At 67.5% G+C, this 20231-nt stretch carries 18 protein-coding genes and 1 pseudogene; 7 read left to right on the forward strand and 12 right to left on the reverse strand.

All coding sequences use genetic code 11. From position 1 onward, the window contains the following. The first annotated feature begins 173 nt into the window (after window positions 1-173). The 3 genes and pseudogenes from AC1RIF_RS02575 to AC1RIF_RS02585 form a co-directional block, all read left to right on the forward strand. A complete protein-coding gene (locus AC1RIF_RS02575) occupies window positions 174-920 on the forward strand; it encodes an SAM-dependent methyltransferase (protein WP_492599800.1) in 747 nt (248 codons plus the stop codon). 1687 nt (window positions 921-2607) lie between these two features. Next, window positions 2608-2769 (forward strand): hypothetical protein, encoded by a 162-nt coding sequence (locus AC1RIF_RS02580; RefSeq protein WP_492599801.1) that lies wholly within the window; start codon window positions 2608-2610, stop codon window positions 2767-2769. Window positions 2770-2855: 86 nt separating this feature from the next. After that, a pseudogene (locus AC1RIF_RS02585) lies at window positions 2856-3407 on the forward strand (HNH endonuclease signature motif containing protein); the annotation flags it as partial. Window positions 3408-3474: 67 nt separating this feature from the next. Here AC1RIF_RS02585 and AC1RIF_RS02590 read toward each other — a convergent pair. After that, complete coding sequence (locus AC1RIF_RS02590; protein ID WP_492599802.1) at window positions 3475-4068, reverse strand: TetR/AcrR family transcriptional regulator; 594 nt, start codon at window positions 4066-4068, stop codon at window positions 3475-3477. A gap of 59 nt (window positions 4069-4127) precedes the next feature. Between AC1RIF_RS02590 and zapE the strand changes: the two genes are divergently transcribed. Beyond that, complete coding sequence (zapE, locus tag AC1RIF_RS02595) at window positions 4128-5129, forward strand: cell division protein ZapE (protein ID WP_492599803.1); 1002 nt, start codon at window positions 4128-4130, stop codon at window positions 5127-5129. A 63-nt stretch (window positions 5130-5192) separates the two neighbouring features. Here the strand turns inward: zapE and AC1RIF_RS02600 are convergent, their stop codons facing one another. The 3 genes from AC1RIF_RS02600 to AC1RIF_RS02610 form a co-directional block, all read right to left on the reverse strand. After that, a complete protein-coding gene (locus AC1RIF_RS02600; RefSeq protein WP_492599804.1) occupies window positions 5193-6695 on the reverse strand; it encodes a DHA2 family efflux MFS transporter permease subunit in 1503 nt (500 codons plus the stop codon). Next, window positions 6692-7321, reverse strand: coding sequence for a PadR family transcriptional regulator (locus AC1RIF_RS02605; RefSeq protein WP_492599805.1), 630 nt, complete (start codon window positions 7319-7321; stop codon window positions 6692-6694). The genes AC1RIF_RS02600 and AC1RIF_RS02605 overlap by 4 nt, the downstream gene beginning before the upstream one ends. A 113-nt stretch (window positions 7322-7434) precedes the next feature. Continuing rightward, window positions 7435-8271 carry an aldo/keto reductase gene (locus tag AC1RIF_RS02610; RefSeq protein ID WP_492599806.1) on the reverse strand — a complete coding sequence of 279 codons (837 nt, stop codon included), beginning with the start codon at window positions 8269-8271 and terminating at the stop codon, window positions 7435-7437. A 137-nt stretch (window positions 8272-8408) separates the two neighbouring features. Between AC1RIF_RS02610 and AC1RIF_RS02615 the strand changes: the two genes are divergently transcribed. After that, window positions 8409-9011, forward strand: a complete 603-nt coding sequence (locus AC1RIF_RS02615; RefSeq protein WP_492599807.1) for a class I SAM-dependent methyltransferase — start codon at window positions 8409-8411, stop codon at window positions 9009-9011. Between the two features lie 56 nt (window positions 9012-9067). Here AC1RIF_RS02615 and AC1RIF_RS02620 read toward each other — a convergent pair whose 3' ends face one another. After that, a complete protein-coding gene (locus tag AC1RIF_RS02620) occupies window positions 9068-10774 on the reverse strand; it encodes a 3-ketosteroid-delta-1-dehydrogenase (RefSeq protein WP_492599808.1) in 1707 nt (568 codons plus the stop codon). Window positions 10775-11014: 240 nt separating this feature from the next. On the opposite strand from AC1RIF_RS02620, the gene AC1RIF_RS02625 reads away from it, so the two are divergent. Then, window positions 11015-11812 carry an SDR family NAD(P)-dependent oxidoreductase gene (locus tag AC1RIF_RS02625; RefSeq protein ID WP_492599809.1) on the forward strand — a complete coding sequence of 266 codons (798 nt, stop codon included), beginning with the start codon at window positions 11015-11017 and terminating at the stop codon, window positions 11810-11812. Between the two features lie 67 nt (window positions 11813-11879). Here the strand turns inward: AC1RIF_RS02625 and AC1RIF_RS02630 are convergent, their stop codons facing one another. Genes AC1RIF_RS02630 through AC1RIF_RS02640 form a run of 3 tightly spaced genes read right to left on the reverse strand, consistent with a single transcriptional unit; the run spans window position 11880 to window position 14622 of the window. Next, complete coding sequence (locus AC1RIF_RS02630; RefSeq protein ID WP_492599810.1) at window positions 11880-12800, reverse strand: SDR family NAD(P)-dependent oxidoreductase; 921 nt, start codon at window positions 12798-12800, stop codon at window positions 11880-11882. Continuing rightward, window positions 12797-13609: an enoyl-CoA hydratase/isomerase family protein gene (locus AC1RIF_RS02635; protein ID WP_492599811.1), complete on the reverse strand. Its 813-nt coding sequence runs from the start codon at window positions 13607-13609 to the stop codon at window positions 12797-12799. Before AC1RIF_RS02635 ends, AC1RIF_RS02630 begins: the two co-directional genes overlap by 4 nt. Next, window positions 13606-14622 (reverse strand): TIGR03617 family F420-dependent LLM class oxidoreductase, encoded by a 1017-nt coding sequence (locus AC1RIF_RS02640; protein WP_492599812.1) that lies wholly within the window; start codon window positions 14620-14622, stop codon window positions 13606-13608. The genes AC1RIF_RS02635 and AC1RIF_RS02640 overlap by 4 nt, the downstream gene beginning before the upstream one ends. 253 nt (window positions 14623-14875) lie before the next feature. Between AC1RIF_RS02640 and AC1RIF_RS02645 the strand changes: the two genes are divergently transcribed. Next, the gene (locus tag AC1RIF_RS02645; RefSeq protein WP_492599813.1) at window positions 14876-16990 is read left to right on the forward strand and encodes an acyl-CoA dehydrogenase family protein; all 2115 of its coding nucleotides are present in this window, start codon (window positions 14876-14878) and stop codon (window positions 16988-16990) included. 57 nt (window positions 16991-17047) lie between these two features. Here AC1RIF_RS02645 and AC1RIF_RS02650 read toward each other — a convergent pair whose 3' ends face one another. The 4 genes from AC1RIF_RS02650 to AC1RIF_RS02665 all read right to left on the reverse strand — a co-directional run bounded on the left by AC1RIF_RS02650 (window position 17048) and on the right by AC1RIF_RS02665 (window position 20133). Then, the gene (locus AC1RIF_RS02650; protein WP_492599814.1) at window positions 17048-17974 is read right to left on the reverse strand and encodes a MaoC family dehydratase; all 927 of its coding nucleotides are present in this window, start codon (window positions 17972-17974) and stop codon (window positions 17048-17050) included. A 12-nt stretch (window positions 17975-17986) separates the two neighbouring features. After that, complete coding sequence (locus AC1RIF_RS02655; protein WP_492599815.1) at window positions 17987-18958, reverse strand: quinone oxidoreductase family protein; 972 nt, start codon at window positions 18956-18958, stop codon at window positions 17987-17989. 181 nt (window positions 18959-19139) lie between these two features. Continuing rightward, a complete protein-coding gene (locus tag AC1RIF_RS02660; RefSeq protein ID WP_492599816.1) occupies window positions 19140-19727 on the reverse strand; it encodes an IclR family transcriptional regulator domain-containing protein in 588 nt (195 codons plus the stop codon). Beyond that, window positions 19612-20133 carry a helix-turn-helix domain-containing protein gene (locus AC1RIF_RS02665; RefSeq protein ID WP_492599817.1) on the reverse strand — a complete coding sequence of 174 codons (522 nt, stop codon included), beginning with the start codon at window positions 20131-20133 and terminating at the stop codon, window positions 19612-19614. Before AC1RIF_RS02665 ends, AC1RIF_RS02660 begins: the two co-directional genes overlap by 116 nt. Window positions 20134-20231: the final 98 nt, after the last annotated feature.

Below are 20231 nucleotides of genomic sequence, written 5' to 3' on the forward strand. Positions count from 1 at the left end.
GAGCACACAAGTAAAGCGGTGGAAACGCCCACCCGAGAGGGTTAGGTTCATCGAGATCCAGATCCTGCGTTCGAACGAGGTGTTTTCGATGACGGTCCGACCGATGACAGCCGACTCCCGTCGACTGTCCTCCCCGAACGTCACGACCTCATCGAGTCAAAGGAGTACTCCTCGTGGACCTTCCACGCATCTTCACCATTCGCGAAAGTAGCCACCGGATCCACAACCCGTTCACCCCGGCCAAGCTCGCCGCCCTGGGCCAGGCGCTGCACCTGGCACCCGGAACGCGTGTGCTCGACCTCGCCAGCGGGTCGGGCGAGATGCTGTGCACGTGGGCTCGCGATCACCGCGTCACCGGTACCGGGGTCGACATCAGCACGGTGTTCACCGAGGAGGCCCGCGCCCGTGCCACCGCACTCGGCGTCGACGACCTGGTCACCTTCGTACACGCCGACGCCGCCGGGTTCGTCGCGGATGAGCCGGTCGATCTCGCCGCGTGCGTCGGCGCCACCTGGATCGGAGGCGGTGTCGCCGGCACCGTCGAACTGCTCGGCAAGAGCCTCCGCCCCGGCGGCCTGATACTGATCGGTGAGCCGTACTGGCGGCGAGAGGTGCCCGACCAGGACACTGCCACAGCCTGTGGCGCCAGCAGCGAGGACGACTTCCTGCTCCTGCCGAAGCTGATCGAGCAGTTCGGCGATCTCGGATACGACGTCGTGGAAATGGTGTTGGCCGACCAGGACAGCTGGGACCGGTATCAGGCGGCCCAGTGGCTCAATCTCCGCCGCTGGCTCGACGACAATCCTGACGACGAGCTGGCCGCCGAGGTTCGGGCAGAACTCACCACCGAGCCTGCTCGCTACACGCGGTACCAGCGTGAACACCTCGGCTGGGGCGTCTTCGCGCTGATGGCTCGCTGATCATCCGGCAAGGCGCGGGTCCGGGTACGCAACAGCCCCGGCCCGCGCCTTGTCACGGCTTTTGGGCATCACTTGCTCGTGATCGATGAGTCGACTCCGCTTTCGGCTTCCTCACGCCAATCCGATTGCGGCGAACCCAGCGAGAGTCGCCGAGCAGGCGTTCGCGACCTCCAGGCCCCACTTGTCGACGTGCTGGCAGCGCGGTAGGTAGTCCGGGCGAAGCACGCCGGCGGCGGGGCATCGAGGTGTCGGATCCCTCCAATAGGCTCATCGCGAACGGTCGGGTAAGCCAGGACTGGAACGGCGAGTTCCGCTAGGCGTGCAGGAGGGCGCAGACCTCGTCGTGCCGACGCGCCAGGCCGACTTGCTGCGCTCTAGAAGGGCACCCAGCTTCTCATCCTGGGCTTTCTGTCGATGACCCTGTTGGTCACGCGACATCCGGAGGCTGACCACCTCATCGCTGGCGACCACCCGGAACACCCTGACCAGTTCAGCAACCGTGACCAAAGTGACCGACACCTTGCTGGTGCGATCTGATGCGACGAAGAGGCCTTCAACGCAGAACGAAGAGCCCTCACCGAGGTCGAACCCGAAGACCAGGCTGTGAACGACCCGATTACACAGGTCTCGCAGGCCGATCGCCGCCGACTTCGACTGGTCGTGGTCGAGGCGGTAAAAGTCCCAGAAGTCATGGAGCGGGCGGGTCGGGCTGGCGTCCGCCTGGCGAAGGCATGGGAATACCTATATGGCCTCAAGCCGAATCCCAGTGCGCATGAGGGTTGAGCACGCGTCGAGGAATGCACCCTAGGGCTGGGCGGATGAGGTCAATCTCTAAACACCTGCCGCCGTTAGCGATCAATCGCCCGTTGCCGGACTGAGCGAATGAGCCGATTGCCACGATCACCCCGTCGGCGGCGAGTACCACAGCACCGCCGACGGGCGGAACACCGACAGCTCCACCCTCAATCGGTCGACAGAGGCACAGAGCGAGCAGCACTGCCTGTGCAGAATCGGTGAGACACCCAGTGCCATCTGGGTTCGTCGCGATCAGGTCGACGCCCACTCCGACGAATACTCGCCACGCACCTCGGCGACCATCCGCACCGCCCGCTCACGCAGCTCGGCCGGGTACTTCCTCGAACCTGACATGACTCCATCCTTCACAAGAGATGAAGTCTCCGGACTCACCGGGGCGATTCAGGGGTCTAGCCTGGCCTGACAGGGTCTGGACAGACGGCACACCCCCGGAGGTTGCACATGATCCCTAGTGGCTGGATGTGGGGACTCCCGTTGCCGTGGGAGTGGCGGCGCATGATCTGGGCCGTGATCCCGTGCGACCTCGGCGGACACTGCCCCTGATTGGAGGCGACTGATGAACGACAACTCCCTGGTGCCACTAAACGGCATCCTCATACCGCAGTGGCTCTACGAGGTGCTGTACCAGGCATGGCTTGTTTGGGAGCCGCTGGTCGGGCCACCGGTAGCCCATTGATCGACCTCGGCGGACGCTGCCCCTGATTGGAGGTGATCGAGATGATGGGTGCAACAGCTTGGGCATTTTGGGGACCAATCGCACCGCTCATGTACGTGCTCTCCCTACTCGGAGTGGAGGTCGACTGAAACGGGCACGGCAGCGGGCCAGTTGTTCCAGCCCAGTTACGTCACTGGCTAGAGCACGATCTCGGCCGTGATCCCGTGCGACCTCGGCGGACACTGCCCCTGGGAGGAGATGATCGAGATGGACTTTCCATGGATCTACTGGCTGTTGCCCGCGGGCATATTCTCACCCGAGGCGCGGCAATGGATCGCCCAGAACTGGCCGTGCTCGTTGGGCGGCTACTGCCCCTGAAACCAAAGGGATGACAGCGGGTCAGCATGATGATTCGGATGCTTGCCCGATGTCGTGTGATCAGGGGTGTACTACCTCTGTTTCGATCGGGGGTCGCACCCATCGAAGGCGGCGAACGACCACACCTGTCGCTGCACGTGAATGCCAAGGATCTCGCGAGCGCAGCTGCCGATCATGACAGCACGCCGGACCTGTTCGGCGACAAAGACATCGCGCGGATGCCGCACACGGGGCCACTCTCGATCGCGACCGCACGCCGCCACGCCTGCGACTGCCACCTCACGCCCATCGTCACGGACGACGGTGTGCCGCTGAACCTGGGCCGCACCAGCAGAACAGTCTCCAAGAAACAGCGCAGGGCGTTGGTTGCCCGCTATCACGGCTGCGCCTTCCCCGGCTGCGGCGCACCACCCGCCCACTGCGAAGGCCACCACATCACACACTGGGCCGACGGTGGACCCACCGACCTCGACAACCTCGTGCTCCTGTGCCGCTACCACCACACGCTGCTGCACCACTCCCACTGGGAAGTGCGAATCGGCGGCGACCGACATCCGTGGTTCACGCCACCGAACACCGTCGACCCCTACAAGAAACCCATTCCAGCCCACAATCGGGCAGGCCCACGGGCCGCATGACGCTGCAGCCGGCACCCAGGGAAAGCGGTGTCGGCCACAGTGGGGTGCAAGTCAGGACATCGGCAAGTCAGGATTCCGCGAGCACCGCCAGCCACAACCGGACCGTCGAACGAAGCCGATCCGCTCGCAGCGCCGACCCGCTGCCGAGCACTGACCTGGATCCGTAAACCGCGTCGAACACCAACCCCTCCAGCAAGCTGATCAGGTCGTGCGCCGCCGCGCCCGGGTCGCTCGCACCGAGCACCTCCATCAATCCGGTCGCCCTATCCACGGAGAAGAGGCACCCCGCGAGGGCAGGTCGAAGCTCCTCGTCGGCGGCGGCATCCACGGCGAGGGCGTAGCGAGCCAGGACATCCCGGCGCCGTTCGGTCAGCAGCAGAACGACCTGGCCGGCGATCAGGTCGGCGGCACTGTCGACGACCGAGGGAGCCGAATGGGCAACGTACGCCTCGACGAACGCGGCCCGAGACCGCTCGGTCAGGCGTCGAACCGCGGCACCCACCAGCGCATCGCGTGTCCGGAAGTAGTACGACGTCGAACCCTTCGCCAGATCCAGACGCCGGTCGATCGCCTGGTGCGTGACGGCATGGTTTCCGCCCTCGGCGGCGAGGTCGAGGGCGGCCTCGCAGATCGCTTCACGACGGGACGGACGGTGACTCATGTCTCCATCCTGTCAGACTCTACGATGCTAGAGTTTCGAGCATGCGATGGCCAAGGCGCGTGTCACGTCCGGTTCTGTCGGTACCCGTCGAGGCGTTCGACAACGCGGCGCGGGCGCAGGGGTACACGATCGATCAGGCTCAACGGCAGGCGATCTCGCAACTCCGCGAGGCAAACGGGCGGGGCGTCTACCTGTGGGGTCCGGTCGGGCGCGGCAAGAGTTGGCTCATGTCAACGTATTTCGCCGCACTGCCTACCGAACACAAACGCCGCGTACACTTCCACGAGTTCTTCCGTGAATTGCACGCCGAGATCCGTCGGCACCGGAACGATCTGGACGCAGCACTCGACACCATCCTCGACGGTATCCACGTCCTGTGCTTCGACGAGTTCCACGTCCACGACATCGCCGACGCGAAGTTCGTCGAACGGCTCCTTCCGGCCCTGTTCGCCAAGCACGTCAGCCTCGTCGTCACGTCGAACCATCCCCCGCACCGACTGCTGCCGAACCCGCTGTTCCACGACACCTTCATGCCGACGATCGAGCTGATCGAGCAGTCGCTGGAGATCGTCGTGGTCGACGGCCCGCGGGACTACCGGACCACGTCGGATCACGCCTCGGGATTCGCGTCGGGTCGATGGGTGACGCCCGGTGACGCCGATCAAATGGCCGAGCTCGGGCTCGAGTACCCCGGGCCGGGCGAACGACGCACGCTCACACCGTGCGGGCATCCGATCGTGGCACTGCGCGCGGAGCCGGAATGCCTGTGGCTCGACTTCGCGGACCTGTGCGAGCACACCACAGCGCCGTCCGACTACCTGGCACTCGCCGCACGGTTCGACCGCTGGGTCGTGAGCGGGATTCCGGATCTGGTGCACGCGGGACACGAAGCGGCACAACGGTTCGCGAACCTCATCGACGTGCTGTACGACCAGGATGTCCAGACGGTGGTCCTGGCCGTCCGGCCCCTGGACTCGCTCACGACCACGGGCCGGCTTCCCGTCGATATCGACCGGATTCTGAGCCGACTCGGTCAGTTGCAGGCCGTACCGGCGGCCTGATCCGCTCGACACGAAAGGAGGCGCAGCCGACCGAGATCGGGTGCGCCTCCTTCACAACCCTCGTCAGTGTCCGGAGCGCACCGACTCGCCGTCGGTGCCCGCGGGAACCTCCGGCATCGTCTGGCCCTTGCGCGGATTGACGAAGAACAGCACGACGGCGAAGCCCAGCATCAGCACGGCTGCGGGCAGCATCGCCGACTGCGCCATCGCGGTGGCGAACGGTTCGCGGACCGCCTCGGGCAGCTGGCCGCCCATGAAGTGGCCCTCCCCGGCCGAGGCGCCGCCGCCGACGCCGACCGTGGACAGTTCGGCCGTGATCCGCGACGTCATCAGCGCGCCCATCGCGGCGCTACCGAGCACGGCACCGACCTGGCGAGTGGTGTTGTAGACACCCGAACCGGCCCCGACGTGTGCCATGGGGAGGTTCCGGGTCGCGGTCGCGGAGACCGGGGCCCAGATGAAGGCGTTGGACGCACCGATCACGGCCATCGGCACCAGGATCTGCCAGATCGGGGTGGTCGGCGTCAGGCGCGTCGCCAGCCAGGCGGTGGCGAGGGCGAACGTCAGGAAGCCCGGTCCCGCGATGAATCGCGGGTGTGCCTTGTCGACGAGCCGCCCGACGAACGGGGCGAGGATGCCGGTGACGATCGCCATCGGTGCCATCAGCAGGGCGGACCGGGTCGGCGACAGGCCGGTGACGCTCTGCGCGTAGTACATGAACGGCAGCATCACCGCGGTGATGGAGAAGCCCATCGTCATGATGCCGAGATTGGCGACCGAGAAGTTCCGATCGCGGAACAGACCGAGCGGGACCAGCGGTTCGCTGCGATTGACCTTCTGCCACCACACGAACGCGACCATGAACGCGACACCGACGCCGATGAGCGCCCAGGTGCGCGCATCCCAGTCGTACGAGTTGCCTTCCTGCAGACCGAACACGATGCAGAACAGGCCGATCGCGCTGAGCGCGACGCCGATCATGTCGAACTTGTGGTTGTTGGTCGGCAGCACCGGAACCAGGCGCCACGCGAGCACGAACGCGACCACACCGACCGGGACATTGACGATGAAGATCCACTCCCAGCCGAGATTGTCGACAAGGACGCCACCGAGGATCGGACCCACCAGCGTCGCGACACCGGCGACCGAGCCCCACAGGCCCATCGCGGCGCCACGCTTGTCCGGCGGGAAGATTCGGGTGATGACGGCCATCGTCTGCGGCGTCATCATGGCCGCGCCCAGGCCCTGGAAGACGCGGGCGACGATCAGCATCTCGATGCCGCCGGACAGGCCGCACCACAGGGACGCGAGGGTGAACACGACCAGGCCGACGAGGTACATGTTCTTGGGGCCGAAGCGGTCACCGAGTCGACCGGTGACCAGCAGCGGCACCGCGTACGCGAGCAGGTAAGCGCTCGTCACCCAGATGACCGCGTTGACGTCGGCGTCCAGTTCGGCCGTGATGACCGGGTTGGCGACCGCCACGATCGTGCTGTCGACCAGGATCATGAAGAAACCCAGACAGAGGGCCCACAGGGCCGGCCACGGCCTGACGTCGGTTTTCATCGGTTGCCCTTCTGATCTGTGAGTATTTGGTCCGCGCGTCGGATGGATTCGAGGTGTTCGTCGGTCACCCACGGGATCCCACCGCTGCGGACCCGGGCCGCGAATGCCCGCAGCCAGTCGAGCTCGGCCTGTGCCATGGCCCGGGTGTACGAGAACGGGATGGTGAACAGTTCGGGGACCTCGCGCCCCCGGGCCGCGTCGGTGAAGGCGTCGAGGTCCTCGATGTCGGTTGCCAGCGTGGCGATCCGTCGGTCCAGCAGCGCTAGAGCCTCCCCCGATTCGAGGTTGTGCAACTCCGCGAGCCCGAGGGTGAACTGCCGATACTCGGACGCCGGGACCTCGACGATCTCGGCCACGCGTTCACGGACCGCGGCGCGTCCCGCCGGGGTGATCTCGTATGTGGTCCGCTCGGGGCGGTTGCCCTGCCGCTCGGTACCCACCACCGCCACCAATCCGTCGCGTTCGAGGCGCTCGACGGTGTGGTAGAGCGAGCCCGGACGGACCTTGACGATTCGATCCTTCCGGCGGGTGACGAGGAGTTGGTACATCTCGTACGGGTGCATCGGCCGCTCGAACAGGAGCGCGAGGACGGACACCCCGAGGGGCGTGACCGATCGCGGCAGCATTCCCACCACCCCCACTTCCGCGTCGAATATTCCGCGTGGAATATACGGCCGTGAGGGCACCACGGGCAACGCTCACCGACGCCTGTGACCAGGAACACCACCGCGAACCGGCGTCAGCCGAACGACTCCGGGTCCGGACCGAGACGGCCGTCCGGCGAATCCAGGGAACCGATCGCGAACATGTCCTCGGCAGTGAGTTCGAAGTCGAACACGTCGAAATTGCCGGCGATCCGCTCCGGCGTCACCGACTTCGGAATCACGACGTTGCCCAACTGGAGGTGCCAGCGCAGGATCACCTGCGCGGGGGTGCGGCCGTGAGCCTCGGCGATTGCACCGATCGTGGGGTCGCCGATCGTGGTCCCCTGCCCGAGCGGGCTCCAGGCCTCGGTGACGATCCCCATGTCCGCGTGGACCGAACGCAAGTGCGCCTGCGCGAAACCGGGGTGCAGTTCGATCTGATTGAGCACCGGCGCCTCCCCGACCGCCTCGACCAGGCGCTCGAGATTCTCGGCGGTGAAGTTGGAGACACCGATCGACCGCAACCGACCGTCGGCCTTCAACTGCTGGAACGCCTTGAACGTGTCGACGAACCGGCCCTTGGCCGGGGCCGGCCAGTGGATCAGGTACAGGTCGAGATAGTCGAGTCCCAGTCGCGCGAGGCTGTCGTCGAAGGCGCGCAGCGTCGAGTCGTAACCCTGGTCGTCGTTCCACAGCTTCGTGGTGACGAACAGTTCGTCCCGAGCGACGCCGGAGTCCGCGAGCGCGCGCCCGGTACCGGCCTCGTTGTCGTAGATGCGGGCGGTGTCGATGCTGCGATACCCCACCCGCAGGGCCTCGCCGACTGCGTCGTACGCCTGATCGTCGGGCACCTGGAACACCCCGAAGCCCAGTTGCGGAATCGTGTTGCCGTCGTTCAGTTCGACGGACGGTACGGAACTGATGGAGGTCATGTTCGGGGCAACCACCGTGGCGCCTCCACATGTTCCCGGGCGTCTCAGGAAGTGGACCCTCCCCCGCGTCGTTGCGCGGCGCGCGGTGCGGGCCTACGTTCATTCCAGGTGGTCTGATCTCCCGGAAGGGGCGGGCAATGAACCTCGGGTACCGGCTGGCGTATCGGCTCGGCTTCACACCGTGGGAGAACGCTGGACGCACCGTCTTCGCGGAGCAGTTGGGTCACCTGTTCGATGCCGGCCCCGCACCCGGCGAGGACGCAAAAGCACTCGACCTGGGCTGCGGCACCGGTGACCATGCGATCGAACTGGCGATCCGCGGGTGGTCGGTCACCGCGGTGGACTCGGTCCCGCTCGCGATCGACCGGGCCCGCTCGAAGCTGCCCATCGCCGGCGCCGACGTGACGTTCGTGCTCGGGGACGTCACCAATCTGCCCGCGTACGTCGATCACGGGTACACCCTCGCACTGGACGTCGGCTGCTTCCACGGGCTCGGTGACGAGCAGCGCACGGCGTACGGCAACGGCCTGACCGCGGTCACCGACCCTGGCGCACAGTTGCTGATGTTCTCGTTCTCGCCCGGTCACCGCGGCCCGCTGCCCCGCGGTGCGTCACGCGCGGACGTCGAGCGCGCCATGGGCGGGTGGACCGTGGTCGGGGACGACGCCATGGACACGAGCGGGGCTCCGGGGATTCTCGCGAAGGCCGAGCCGCGGTTCTTCCGCCTGACCCGCAACTGACGAAGCGGCCCGCCCACATCGTCGATGTGGGCGGGCCGCTTCGTTCCGATCTGGTGTCAGGCGTGAGGCGTCCGCTCCGCAGCGTCGCGCGCCGCGATGTACCCGAACACGAGACCCTGGCCGATCGTCGCGCCGGCACCCGGATAGGTGTGTCCGAACGCGTTGGCCGCGGTGTTGCCGATCGCGTACAGACCCTCGACCGGGCTGCCGTCCTCACGCACGACGCGTGCATGCTCGTCGGCCTGCACACCGCCACAGGTGCCGAGGTCGCTGAGCGTCATCTTCACCGCGTAGAGCGATCCGCCCGTCAGCGGCCGCAGGTTGGGGTTCGGCTGCTGAGTGGGGTCGCCGTAGTAGCGGTCGTAGGCGCTCTGACCACGCTGGAACTCGCTGTCGGTTCCGGTGGCCGCGTCCTCGTTGAACTTTCGGAAGGTCTCCGCGAACGCGTCCTCCGGCAGGCCGACCTTGCGGGCCAGCTCGGCCGGATCCGACGCCTGGTGGGCAATGCCGTTCTTGTACCAGGACTCCGGCAGCGGCTGACGCGGGAAGAGTCCGGCCGCGAAGATGTAGCTGTTGCGGTACTTCTGGTCGAAGACGATCCACATCGACTCGATCGGGTCACCGGCGCGCTCGCGCTCGAGAACCTTCTGTCCGTAGGACATGTAGTCGATGGACTCGTTGATGAACCGGCGACCGGTGTGGTCGACGATGAACGAGCCGGGCAGCGAACGCTCGGCGAGCATCACGGTCGGCGGACGACCGGGCAGGGCCGCCACGGCGGGGAACCACCACGCCTGGTCCATCAGGTCCGTCGTCGCGCCGACTTCCTGGGCGATCCGGATCGCGTCGCCGGTGTTGCCCTCCGCGCCGAGGCTCTCGTGGTCACCGAGAGACTCGGACTGGTACTTGTGCCGCATCGCCATGTCGTGGTCGAAACCACCGGCCGCGAGCACGACGCCGCGGCGCGCGGTCACGGTGACCTCACGGTCACCCTGCGTGACGACAGCACCCGTGACGCGATCGCCCTCGGTGACCAGACGAACCAGCGAGGTCTCGGTCCATACGGGGATCCTGGCACGCACGACGCCTGCGAACAGGCCCGCCGCCAGCGCCTGGCCACCGGCCATGTACTCGCGGCGCAGCGCGAGACCGCCGACGCCCTGCGCGAGACGCTTGACGATGCGCGGGATGCCCTTCTGGGGCACGCGCGCCATGAGGTTCATCCACTTGTAGTCGGCGCCCGTGGTGGGCATCGGCATCGGGGCCTCCATCAGCCCCGGACGCAGACGCGGGCGCTCCGCCCCGAGGACCGAGGCGTCGAACGGGCGGCACTCGCAGGTGCGGCCGATCGCCGATCCGCCCGGCAGCTCGGGGTGGTAGTCCGAGTAGCCCTCGGCCCAGAAGAACTTCATCGGCGTCGTGCGCTGCAGCAGCTCCACCGTGGCGGCCGAGTTGTCGACGAACGCCTTGCCGCGCTCGGCAGGTGCTGTTCCACCGACGACCGCCTCGACGTAGGTCTGCGCCCGCTCGTGGGAGTCACCCGCGTTCGCATCACGCAGGATCGGGTTGTCGGGCAGCCAGAAGGCGCCGCCCGAGCGGGCCGTCGAGCCGCCCACGTACTTCGTCTTCTCGACGATGAGCGTGGACAACCCCAACTCCTTCGCCGCCAGAGCGGCAGCCATACCGGTGCCGGCACCGATCACGAGCAGGTCGACGGTGGTGTCGTGCGCGGTAGGTGTGGTCGCTGCAGAACTGACTGCCATGAGTGCTCCTTCGCCTTGTTGTGGGAGCACGCTAAGGAGGTTCTGGACGCGCCGAAAGCGGCAATCCCATTTGCTGGGAGCTCCGCGGGCGCACACGGGCCGCGAAAACGGTCCCGGCCAGTGGAATCGGGGGCGAATTGCGATTCAGGTCACACCATACTTCGGACTACCCGGTCCGAACGGACGACCGATCGGGCAGATCTCCCGACCGTCGGGATCGAACAACGAAGGGACCGATACATGATCGACGTAGCCAAGTACGGGCCGTGGGCCGTGATCGCGGGCGGCTCGGAGGGCGTCGGCGAGGAGTTCGCCGTCCAACTCGCGGAGGCCGGCCTGAACCTGGTACTGCTGGCTCGCAAGCCCGAGCCGCTCGAGGTGGCTGCGGAGAAGGCCCGTGCGAAGGGCGTCGAGGTTCGCACGCTGTCCGTCGATCTCACCGCTGCCGACATGCTCGACAAGATCCGCAGCGTCACCGACGGCCTCGAAGTCGGCCTGCTCGTCTACAACGCGGGCGCCAACACCTACGGCCACGAGTTCGTCACCGGCGACCTGGACCGCTTCCAGCAGGTCATCGATCTCAACATCACCGGCCAGCTCGTGCTCGTCCAGCACTTCGGCGCAACGATGAAGGAGCGTCACCGCGGCGGCCTGCTGCTGGTCGGTTCGATGGCCGGCTTCCTCGGCTCGGCGCAGATCAGTATCTACGCAGGCGTGAAGTCGTTCTGCCGCACGTTCGCCGAGGGCCTGTGGCTCGAGATGCGCGAACACGACGTCGACGTCCTCGAGATGGTCCTCGGCGTCACCCGGACCCCGGCGATGGCCCGGGCGGGCCTCAACATGGACATCCCCGGTCTGAACGTCTCCGAGCCTGCGGACGTCGCGGCGCAGGCCCTGGCCAACTTGGGCAACGGTCCCGTGGTGGTCGCGAAGGGCAACGAGGGCGCAGTCGAGAAGCGCAGCGGTGGCAACCGGGCCGAGCTGCTACTCGCGGCCCAGGCCGCGTCGAAGGCGATGCTGCCCCCGGAATCGAAGTAACCCCGGACACCCCGAACGGGGCCGATCGGCACGTGCCGGTCGGCCCCATTCCTGCCCGCGAGTCAGGTCAGCTCGTGGCGCGCTCGGAGAGCTCCCACAGTGCCTGCGCGGTCACAGAATCGACTGCATGCGCTTCCGCCCGATCGATCCCGCAGTCGGCGAGATAGGCGCCACCCGCGGAATCGAGTTCCGCGGCGGTCGCCGCCCACACCGACGTCGCAGCCGCAGCCGGAATCGACTTGAGATTCGCCAGCAGGCCCGGCTTGCCCGAGCTCATGGCCTTCATCTCGGCGAAGTCGTCGCGGGACATGTACCGCGACAGTCCAGTCGCGCACACCCCGGGATGCACGGCGTACGCATGGATCCCGCTGTCCGCGTACCGTCGTTGCAGCTCTACGGTCATGAGGACGTTTGCCGCCTTGGACTGCGCGTACGCCACGAACTTGTCGTACGGCCTGTCCCGGAAGTTCGGATCGGCGAGGTCGACGGGATGCGCGCGGTGCGCGTCCGACGACACCGTCACCACTCTGGACGCCATCCCCGACCGCTCCGCCGCGCCCGTCAGGTTCGGCAGCACCAGAGTGGTGAACAGGAAGTGGCCGAGATGATTTGTGCCGAACTGCAATTCGAATCCGTCAGCGGTGCGCTCGAACGGGGTGTACATCACTCCCGCGTTGTTGATCAGCAAGTCGATCGGCCGCCCGCCCAGCCTCTCGGCCGCAGCGCGGACGCTCGACAGGTCTGCCAGGTCCAGTGCCGTGACGAACAGCTCGGCACCGGGCACGGCTTCACGGATGCCGTCGGCTACGACCGCAGCGGCGTCGCCGTCCCGGGCCGCGAGGATCACCGCCGCACCGGACGCGGCCAACGCACGGGCGGTTTCCCCGCCGAGTCCGCTCGTCACCCCCGTGACCAGTGCGGTGCGTCCGGTCAGCTCGACGCCGTCGAGCACGTCATCGGCGATGGTATCGGGGCTGAAAACGTTCATTCCCAAGGTAGTTCCTTCCAATCCGTGGATACCCTCGCGGTCCATTGCGGGTCGCGGCGTTGGAGGAAGGCACGCACGCCCTCGGACGCATCGGCGCTACCCATCACGCGGTGGTGGAGTTCGGTCTCGAACTCGGCGACCCGTGCCGGGGTGAACCCGTATCGCGCGGTGTCCCACAGCAGCCGCTTGCTCAGTGCCGCCGACATCGGTGCGACGTTGGTGGCGATGTCGCGCGCCAGTTCCAGTGCGGCGGGAAGTACCTCGTCGGCGGGCAGGGATCGGCTCGCGATTCCCAGCCGTACCGCCTCGGGGCCGTCGAACCTGCGTCCGGTCAGCAGTATCTCCGCGGCCACCGCCATCCCGGCGGCACGCGGAACGGTCCAGTGCGACATCGCGTCCGGCACCACCCCGCGGCGCACCTGCGGGATCGCATACTGGGCGTCGTCGGCGACGATGCGGATGTCGGCCTGCATCGCGAGGGTCAGTCCGATCCCGATCGCGTGACCGTTCACCGCGGCGATGACCGGCTTGCGGATCTCGAACGCGGCCGGATTCACCGGGGACGCACTGAACCCGGCATCCGTCGGTGACGCGAAGGTGTCGCTGCCCGCGGTGAGGTCGGCTCCCGCGCAGAACGCGGGCGGCGTGCCGGTGAGCACGACGGCCCGGACGGCGTCGTCGGCGTCGAGCTCGCCGTACAGGTCACCGAGACGGCGGCCCATGCCGCCGGTGAACGCGTTGCGCGTCTCCGGCCGGTGGAGCGTGAGAATCGCTACGTCGCGGTCGATCTCGACCAGAACGTGACTCACGACGTCAACGCCTTCACCGCTGCGACCAGGTCCGCGATGTGCTGGTCCCGGATCGGGTAGCCCGGGAAGTAGCAGCACACTCGGTCGCTGTACGCGCCGAAGCGCTCGACGATCTCGGCCGCGCATTCTTCCGGGGTTCCGTGCACCGCGAGGGTCCCGAGCATCCTGCCGTCGATCAGATCCGCCATTGCGGCGTACTCCCCGATCTTCGAGAGGGCGTTGAGTTGGGGCTGCAGGTCGCCCCAACCCTCGACGTCGAGCACGGGACGGTAGGCGGGCGTGGATCCGTAGAACGCGAGCAGGCCCCGCACGCCGCGCGACGCAGCGGCCAATTCGTCCGGGGTGCGGCCCGTTCCGACGATCACCTGCGGGTATATCGCGAGATCCTCGGCGGCACGACCTGCGCGCTCGAGCCCCTCCGCGATCGCCGGCAGCGTGCGCTCGCGGTAATGCCGAACGCTGTTGAACGGCATGACGAGCAGCCCGTCCGCCACCTCCGCGGCCGTACGGGTCATCACCGGCCCGAGCGCGCCCAGGCAGATCGACGGCGGGCCGTACGGATTGGGCCCCGGATCGAACGTGGGCGGCATCAGCGTGTGCGTCGTGAATTCGCCCTCGAAACGCAGGCGCGAATTACCCTCCCACGCATCGAAGATCGCCTTGACGGCGAGGACGGTCTCGCGCATCCGGGCGGTCGGGCGCGACCACTCGGCGCCGTAGCGCTTCTCGATGTGGGGGCGGATCTGCGAACCCAGCCCCAGGCGGAACCGGCCACGGCTGAGCGTCTGCAGGTCGTAGGCGGTGTGCGCGAGGTGCATCGGACTGCGTGGCAGTGCGATCGCGACGTTCGTCATGAGGTCGGCGTCGACCGCCCCCGCGGCCGCCACCAACGGGAGGAACACGTCATGCGGGCCCTCGAACGTGAACAGACCGTCCACACCGAGATCGACCAGTTCCCGCGCTCGAACGGCCGCATTCTCGGGACGGCCGTCGAGTTGCACATCGATCTTCACGGGTCACTCACCTTCGTTTCGGGCGACGACGACGAGGCCGTCCGAACTTGCCCGGCTTCACGTTCATTACGTTACAAGGTAACACGTTATCCTCGGAGCCGAAGGGGAAATCGACTTCCGGACGAGACGATGGTTTCGAACGGACCCATATGCCACCCAATGGAATTGCGTCCGCCCCTTTCGGGTCGAACTGCGAATGTGGGGCCGACCCGCTCGACGCGAGCGCCCCTCCGAGAACGACAGTGAGGAACACATGACTATCGCCGACACGCCGGAACAGGTCGCGGCCCAGGACACGGTTCGAGCACTCGGCCGTACCGGCAAGCCGATAGCGGCGACCCGAGATCCGGCGCCCGACTCATGGCTTCGTCTGTGGCCCGCGGTCGCCGACCTCGGCCTTTTCGCAGTGACGGTCCCGGAGGACCGCGGTGGCGCGGGCGGTGATCTCGTGGACCTGTGCGCGATGCTCGAACAAGCTGGTGCCGAGATGATTCCGGGACCGATCGCGTCCACCGCGATCGTCGCCCACCTTGTCGGCCGGCACGACGGCCCACAGGATCTGCTGGACGACGTGATGTCCGGGACGCTGCCCGTCGCCATCGTCTCGCCCGACGCTGCGCGACTGTCGGTGATCGGTGACACCGTCTCCGGTGACCTGGGGCTGGTGGCGGGAGCGTGCTCGCGGAGCGCGGTCCTGGCCGCGGCGGAGTCCGAGGGAGCGTTGTCGTGGTGGCTGATCCGCCCCGGCGCTGTCGGTCTGGCCGTCGCGGAGGCGGACACCGCCGACCTGTCGACACCGGCAGGTCGGGTGCGCTGCGCCGGCACCCCGGCGTCGCGCCTCGACGTCCCGTTCGAGTCGGTCGAGAACCTGCACGTCACCGCGGTGGCGTCGCTGGCCGCGGGTATCGCCGGACGCACCACCGAGATCGCGTCGGAGTACGCGAAGATCCGTGAACAGTTCGGTCGCCCCATCGGACGTTTCCAGGCGATCAAGCACATGTGCGCCGACATGCTGTGCCGAGCCGAGCAGGCCCGGATCGTCGCATGGGACGCGGCGGCGGCCGATCCGAGTGAACTTGCGATCTCGGCGGCTGTCGCCGGTGCCGTCGCGCTGGATGCCGCGGTCGACAACGCCAAGGACTGCGTCCAGGTTCTCGGTGGCATCGGGTTCACGTGGGAGCACGACGCCCACCTCTACCTGCGGCGGGCGCTGTCGTTGCGCCAGTTCCTCGGCGGCAGTGCATCCTGGCGACGACGCACGACAGAACTGGTCCGATCCGGCCTGCGCCGCAACCTCGGCGTCGATCTCGACGCGGTCGAGCACGAGCGCGAGGCGGTCCGACGTGATGTCGAGCAGATCGCCGCACTGCCGGCGCAGGACCACCGGAAGGCGCTCGCCGAGTCCGGCTACCTCGCTCCGCACTGGCCCGCGCCCTATGGGCAGGATGCGTCCGCCGCACGTCAGGTGCTGATCGACGAGGAACTGCAGCGGGCGTCCGTCGAGCGCCCGGATCTCGTGATCGGCTGGTGGGCCATGCCCACGATTCTGCAGGGCGGCGACCCCGCGCAGATCGAGCGGTTCGCCCTGCCGACACTGCGCGGCGAGGTTACGTGGTGCCAGCTGTTCAGCGAGCCGAGCGCCGGTTCCGACCTGGCCTCGTTGACGACCACGGCGATCCGTGAGGAGCGAGGCTGGCGGCTCGTCGGCCAGAAGGTCTGGAATTCGATGGCGGTGGAGGCGGAGTGGGCGATCTGTCTGGCCCGCACCGACAAGGGCGCACCGAAACACAGGGGCATCACCTACTTCCTGGTCGACATGCGCTCCCCGGGCATCGACGTGCGGCCGCTGCGGGAGATCACCGGGGAGAGTCTCTTCAACGAGGTGTTCCTCGACGGCGTCTTCGTCCCCGACGACTGCGTCGTCGGCGAGGTGAACGACGGATGGCGGCTGGCCCGAACGACCCTCGCCAACGAGCGGGTACAGATGGCGGGCGGCTCGACCCTCGGTCACCGCATGGAGGCGATGCTGACGCTCGCCGAGGGCAACGACGACCCCCTCGTGATCGATCGGCTGGGTTACCTCATCGCACAGACGATGTCGAACGCGTTGCTGGCCCACCGGGCACTGCTCGCCAGCCTCGCCGGCGGCCAACCCGGATCGGAGTCCGCGGTCCAGAAGATCGTCGGGGTGCGGCAACGACAGGCCGCGGCCGAGTTCCAACTCGAACTGGCCGGCGACGCGGGCCTCCTCGAGGGCCCCGCCATGCGCGAGTTCCTCACCACGCGAGCCATCTCGATCGCGGGCGGCAGCACCCAGATCCTGCTGTCGCTCGTCGCCGAGCGAATGCTCGGACTCCCCCGCGACTGATGCGTCCATCCGAATCGCGGGGCCTGGTCGGGCAGGCCCCGCGATTGCCACGGACACTCAGTCGAGCAGGACCTGCGCCTGTCCGCTGAACACCTTCGCGCCCGCTCCGTTCACTGTCACGAGTGCGAGATCGGCGGCTGTTCCTCCGTCGTCGCGCTGACTCAGTCCGCTGACATCGACACGGGCGGTGAGGGTATCGCCGGGCCAGACCTGAGAGATGATGCGCCCGCCGAACGACCGGACGCTCGCGTGGCCGAATCGGTCGGTGATCGCCCGCCCGGTCATGCCCATCGTGAGCATGCCGTGTGCGAAGACTCCCGGGAACCCGCGGTCACGGGCATAGACGTCGTCGCTGTGGAGCGGATGGAAGTCGCCGGACGCACCCGCGTACATGACGAGTTGGGTACGCGAAAGATCCTCGACCAGGACCGTGGTCCAGGTGCGACCGACTGCGAGATCGCCTGTGGAAGAATCCGAGTCGTCCACTCCCATCACCTGCGTGGAGCCGGCGACCGGCGCGGACCCCTCGGTCGACGCGGGCTTGTGCTCGACCATGGCCGATATCCAGTGTGCGGTGGCGACCAGCTCGCCCTCGGCATCTCGGTAGTCGGTGAGGATCTCGGTGAACGTCATGAGGCCGGCACGGCGACCGCTCTTCTCCCAGGTGGCACCGGGCCGCGAATCGGCCGTCAGCACATCCCCGGCGCGCACGGGCCGCCGGAAGACGAAGTGCTGCTCCATGTGGAATCCGGACTGCTGACTGCTGTCCCGAGACCGGGAGCCGATCCACGGAACGCCCGGCCGCGGACGACGCGCGTAGGTGGGGTCGAAGTGGTCTGCCGCCATGAGAAAGGTCGGCGGCGCGGCCGGAGCGTCCGGGCCGGTGTGCATCAGCCTATCTACGTCCTCGAACACCGGGGCGCTGTCCCCGATCGCCCGCGCGAACTGCATGAGGTGAGAACCGTGAACGACGAACTGGTACATACAACCTGACCTTCAGACGGAGAGGACGATCTTGCCGAAGAAGTCCGACGACTCCATGAGCCGGTGCGCATCCGCGATCCGGTCGAGTGGGAAGACTGCGTGGACGACGGGCCTCACCGATCCCTGCTCGACCAGACGGAACAGTCCGGTGAGCACCTGGCGCATCCGCTGCTCGTCGGGCCGCCCGACACCGAGGATCGACAGCCCCTTCTCGAAAACTCGCCCGAGATGGAGTTCAGCGAGGTGGCCTGCGGTGACGCCGGTCGTCACGTAGCAACCGAAGGGCCGGAGCGAGCGGATTGCGTCGGCGAACACGGGGGCCCCGACATGGTCGAGCACCACGTGTACACCCGCCCCGGCCGTATGGTCCCGCACACGTGTGACGATGTCGTCGCGGTAGTGGTCGATCACCACCTCGGCGCCGAGTTCGATTGCACTCGAGTGCTTGTCGTCACTACCCACCGTCGTGATGACACGGCAGCCGGCGGCGCGGGCGATCTGGATTCCGAAGCTGCCGACGCCACTGCCACCGGCGAACACCAGGACGTCGTCGCCCGGGCGGATCCGCGCCCGGTTGATCAACGCGTCGTAGGCACTGCGCCCGGCAGTGGGGATCGCCGCAGCTTGTTCGTACGAACAGCCTGCGGGCAGCGGGAACGTCCGGACCGCCGGCGCCACGGCGAGCTCGGCGTGAGCGCCGTGCAACCCGATCGCGACGACGTCGATCCCGGGGGCCAGGTCCGGATACGAGTGCCGCGCGGCCTCGCCGACCGCCACGACGGTGCCCGCCATGTCCCGCCCACCGATGTGCGGAGGCGTGACCCGCATACCGTGCGAGCCCTCACGCCAATACACGTCCACTCGGTCCAGCGCCGTCGCCCGGACCCGGACCAGTACGTCGTCGGGTCCGGGTGCCGGATCGGGAAGATCTCCGACACGCAGGACGTCCGGACCACCCTGCTCGGTGTGGAATGCGGCTCGCATCAGATGAGGACCCCTCGACTCGGCGGCGATCGATGGACCTGCGCCCACCTCCATGAACATCCCACACGATCCACGCGCCACCGGACGTGGTTCCACTGGACGGTACCGAAGACCCGACCTTGTTCTCCGTCACCGCACTGGCGCGAGAACAACGCAAACGGACGGTCCACATCACCGAGTGCTACGGAGCGCCGTTGCCCCCTCGTCGTCGAGACTCCACGGCCGGTGCGCCGGACAGCCCCTGGGTCAGATCGTGGGAGATGCGTCGGGCCGCAAGTGCAACAAGAGGTGCGAGGGCGTCGAGGGAGACACGACCACGAGCTGCGGCCGAGATCGCCGCGACGGGCCCGCCGGGACCGGTCACGACGGTCGCCACCGCGCCGATGCCGAGTGGACACTCGCCGGCGGCCGCGAACGCGAGACGGTTCCGTCGGCGAATCCGATCCAGGTCGCGGTGCAGCCCGGGGAGCAGCGCCGCGGTGGAAGTGCTGCGGTCCAGAGAGAGAAGCTTGTCGACTCGCTCGGGCGGCATCGAAGCGAGCAGTGCCTGGCCCGCGACGGTGTACGAAGCGGGAACACGTGAGCCGATGCGGGAGGGCACCGTGCCCGCCACGGTCCCGCCGATCTTGTCGAGGTACAACACCTGGGCTCCCTCACGGACCACGAGATGCACCACCGTGCCGGTGGTGAGGTGCAGGTGGTTGAGATGCCCGGCCGCGGACATCCATGCGATCGTCCCGACGCGCCCCCATCCAACGGGCTCGCTCACCGAGGCGATACCCGGGGTTGTCGTGTTCGAGCCACTGCAGTTCGACAAGCTGATTCAGGATCCGAAAAGCAGTCGACCGGGGAAGGCCGGTGACCGAGATGACGTCCTCGAGAGTGAGCCGCTCGCTGCCCGCCAGGAATGCGTCCACGATCTGCGTCGCCCTCTCGATGACCGCGGGACGCCTGACTCGTTCGTCCGCGTCGAACACTTCCACACCCTTCAACGCCGTCGCTATCGAACCTCTCTGGTGCACAAGGGATTCACGATCTCGCATTCTCGACCTGCGTGTCGAACCACAACGTAGCGGGTGCGAACCTACCTCGGTCGGCCGATCCGGTCGGGCTGAATCCCAGCCACGAAGACTCACCTGGCACTTGCACCGCACGCGGAGACTCTCCGTCGCCATCGCCAGTCGTCGCCTTCCCACCGACGGGAAGGCGGTGCTGTGGAAGTGAGCGACCGCTCGGGTCCTCGAACGACCGACACCGCGAGTCTCCGAGACAG

The organism is Prescottella sp. GW823-FHT02E09 (assembly GCF_058797375.1).